4 protein-coding genes are annotated in these 3,293 nt (G+C 33.7%); 3 read left to right on the forward strand and 1 reads right to left on the reverse strand.

Translation table 11 applies throughout. The features are described 5' to 3' along the window. Positions 1–20: 20 nt before the first annotated feature. The 3 genes from HU235_RS22995 to HU235_RS25350 all read left to right on the forward strand — a co-directional run bounded on the left by HU235_RS22995 (position 21) and on the right by HU235_RS25350 (position 1,871). The gene (locus HU235_RS22995) at positions 21–1,085 is read left to right on the forward strand and encodes a DUF5105 domain-containing protein (protein WP_145584377.1); all 1,065 of its coding nucleotides are present in this window, start codon (positions 21–23) and stop codon (positions 1,083–1,085) included. A 161-nt stretch (positions 1,086–1,246) separates the two neighbouring features. Further along, a complete protein-coding gene (locus HU235_RS23000; RefSeq protein ID WP_145584375.1) occupies positions 1,247–1,615 on the forward strand; it encodes a hypothetical protein in 369 nt (122 codons plus the stop codon). A gap of 127 nt (positions 1,616–1,742) precedes the next feature. Further along, positions 1,743–1,871 carry a hypothetical protein gene (locus tag HU235_RS25350; RefSeq protein ID WP_267905732.1) on the forward strand — a complete coding sequence of 43 codons (129 nt, stop codon included), beginning with the start codon at positions 1,743–1,745 and terminating at the stop codon, positions 1,869–1,871. A gap of 64 nt (positions 1,872–1,935) precedes the next feature. Here HU235_RS25350 and HU235_RS23005 read toward each other — a convergent pair whose 3' ends face one another. After that, positions 1,936–3,207, reverse strand: a complete 1,272-nt coding sequence (locus HU235_RS23005; RefSeq protein WP_233452397.1) for a DEAD/DEAH box helicase — start codon at positions 3,205–3,207, stop codon at positions 1,936–1,938. Between the last annotated feature and the right edge of the window lie 86 nt (positions 3,208–3,293).

Here is a 3,293-nt window from a genome sequence, read left to right on the forward strand (position 1 = left end):
ATAATTAGGAGGACGCAATAATGAAAAAATTTATGATGATTTTATCTTTAATTTTACTTACAACGTTTGCTGCTGCATGTTCATCAAGCTCAACTAGTAAGGAAGAATCAGGTGGCGAAGATAAAAAGAAAGAAAAAGCAAAGGTAGCCGATATTAGTATCGATAATGTGGAATACACATTACCTTCAGAATATGATAATGCATCAGATGACCAGTTGGCATTAAAAATTGATATTTCCGTTACGAATAATGGTAAAGATCCATTAGATGTTGACAACAATAATTTCGTTCTTTATCAAGGTGACACAATGGCAGGTGAATCAGAGCCTGAAGACTATAATTCAGTATTAAAATATGCAACACTTAGTAAAGGTAAAAAGCTTGAAGGAAGTTTATACTTTTTAGTTGATAAAGGTGAAGATTATCAATTAGTTTATTCATCTACTGAACAATATGAAAAAGAACAGGAAGTAATTGAGTTTGATATTGATGGTAAAGATGAAAAGTTATTAGAAACGGCTGAAGATTTACAAAATCCTGCAAAAGCTCTCTCAGCTTACATAGATGTTTTATTTTACAATGGTGAAAGCCCAGAGTTCGAGACTTTAGTTGGAGAAGATAAAGAAGCTCTAGTTAGAGAGTTTGATGATGCAATTATCGAAGGTTTCATGAGCACAGCTTATATTTCAGAAGATCAAATTGATAAACAAAGCTTATTTAATTTAGTCAAGTCCATGAAGGCTGCATTAAAAGAAAAAGTAAAAGCGCAAACTGTAACAAAAACTATAAGTGAAGATACAGCAATTGTTGAATTAACTGCCTCACCACTTGATGTACCATCTATGCAACCTTCACTCCAAAAGAAAGCTGAAGATTATGTGAGTAAAAATCAACAAGCGACTGAAATGGAATTGCAAAAATTTGTTTTTGATGAAATGGCAAAGGAATTTGCTACTATGAAACCATCTACAAGTGAAGTAACAGTAGAACTTCAATTGAAAAAATCAGGAAAAGACAAATGGGTGCTCGATGCGAGTGATTACCGTTCACAAGATATTTCCTTACCATTTTTGAAATTTGACTAATTAAAAACATAATCAATCTAGAGAGCGAATTTTTGCTCTCTTTCTTTTTTTTAAAGACATTATTTTGATTGTTACAACCTAGGCAAAAGCCTTCACACTCCGCAAAAACCTACATAGACTTATATGGATTTCATATTATTTACAAAAAAGGAGAGTCCTTCATGAATCCATATGGTTATTATTATGAATACGTACCACAACAAGAAAGCATGTACTATTATCCTCAACAAGAATATTATCAGCAACCAGAAATGTACGATGATACGAGACAGCCTGCTTTAGAAAGACGTGTTGCAGCCCTTGAGCGTCAATCTGAACGTCAAACAAGAGAATTAACAAGATTAAATAATGAACTTAGAAGACTAAACCAAGAACATAATAGGCTAAATCAAGAGGTAGATCGCATAAATCGCGAACTAACCAATCGTATTGAACAGCATACTAGACGTTTAAACCGATTAAATCAACGGCTTCGTGCAGTTGAAAATCGGTTAAATATACCTTTTTCCCCAGCTGAAGGCGGTTTTTAAACTGTAGAACCGTAAACGAATTTATAAGCTAGAGTAAGCATGCCTACTACTTCCAATTACTTCTTTAGTATTTCTTCCTATCCTTGTTCATACTAAAAGTGCTTCAATTAAAGGGGAGGGAAAAAATATGACGAACCGTAACGATAACCGTGAACGTCAAAATAAGTATCCACATAATCAACGAGATACTGAACTTTCTAAGGATATTACGATTAGAAGTAACATAACGAAAAAAGACTTACAAAATAAAAAATAACATTAGAGGAGTCACAATATTAAGTACCTAACACGGTTTATATTGTGACTCCTTCCTTTTAAATTTATCGATTTTTCTTTTTACTTCTTCCATTACTAGAGCGATGCTTCGTTTTTTCACGCCCTGTTTTTCTTTTACCATTTGATAATGAAGAATTGAAATTATCCTTACTAGTTTTGGGGTTTCTTGGTGTCTTAATATCTTCCTTATTAGGTACGCTTATCCCTTCTATAATTTGTTTCTCCAAACGATGTTTAATCCCTTTTTCGATCATTGTTAGAAAGTCAAAATCTTTAGGTGCTACTAATGTATAAGCAACCCCTTCTCCCCCAGCTCGACCAGTTCGACCAATTCGATGAATATAACTCTCTACATCGTGAGGAATATCATAATTAAAAACATGTGTTACTCCTTCTACATCAAGTCCTCGTGCTGCAACATCTGTTGCAACTAAAAGCTGAATCTTTGCATCCCGAAATCTTTTCATTGCTTTTTCACGTTTCGCCTGTGTTAAATCACCATGTAATTCATCTGACTCATAACCATTTGCAATTAATGCTTCGTTTAGCTTTTTCGCACGGATTTTTGTTCGACAAAAAATAATTGCTAAAAATGGACGCTGCTCTTGTAATAAGTGTAATAATGTTGCTTGCTTTCTACGGTCAGTAGTTTCAATAACAACTTGCTTAATTTCATCCAGTGTAATATTTTTAGCCTTTACTTGGATTGTTTCAGGGTTTACCATATATTTTTTTGCAAGTGACCGTATCTCTTGTGGCATTGTTGCAGAAAAAAGTAAAGTTTGTCTCGATGATAATGTTTCAACTATAATTTCATTCACTTCAGGGAGGAATCCCATATGTAACATTTGATCTGCCTCATCTAAAACAAGCATTTGAACTGTTGATAAGTCCACTGATTGTCGACGAATATGATCTAATAATCTCCCTGGAGTTGCAACAACAATATGCTGGACCCCTTTTAACTTTTTTAATTGATGGGCGACATCTTGACCACCATACACTGTTAAGACTTGAATGCCTTCCAAATTCTCAAGAAGGATTTTGATTTCCTTTGAAATTTGTTGGGCTAATTCTCTTGTAGGTGTCAGTATAAGTGCTTGTATTTCATGATTATCAACATTAATCCGCTCTAGGATTGGTAATACAAAAGCGAGAGTCTTTCCAGTACCTGTTTGTGCTTGAGCGATTACATCCTTACCAGCAAGTATTGTGGGAATCACAAGCTTTTGAATCGCTGTTGGTTCTACAATTCCTAATGACTTTAATGTATGATTTATTTCTTTACGAACTCCTAAATTGATAAAATCTGACAAAATATCACATCTCATTTCTACTTCATTTATATTTGTAATCAAATAACTATAGCATATTTAATAGTATTTGACAGACAGTTTTAGAT

Source organism: Metabacillus niabensis, assembly GCF_902829255.1.
Lineage (GTDB): Bacteria > Bacillota > Bacilli > Bacillales > Bacillaceae > Metabacillus > Metabacillus niabensis.

Excerpts from the sequence above, each read along its gene's own strand:
- HU235_RS22995 (WP_145584377.1), top strand. The coding sequence starts at position 21 with ATGAAAAAATTTATGATGATTTTATCTTTAATTTTACTTACAACGTTT.
- HU235_RS23000 (WP_145584375.1), top strand. The coding sequence starts at position 1,247 with ATGAATCCATATGGTTATTATTATGAATACGTACCACAACAAGAAAGC.
- HU235_RS25350 (WP_267905732.1), top strand. The coding sequence starts at position 1,743 with ATGACGAACCGTAACGATAACCGTGAACGTCAAAATAAGTATCCACAT.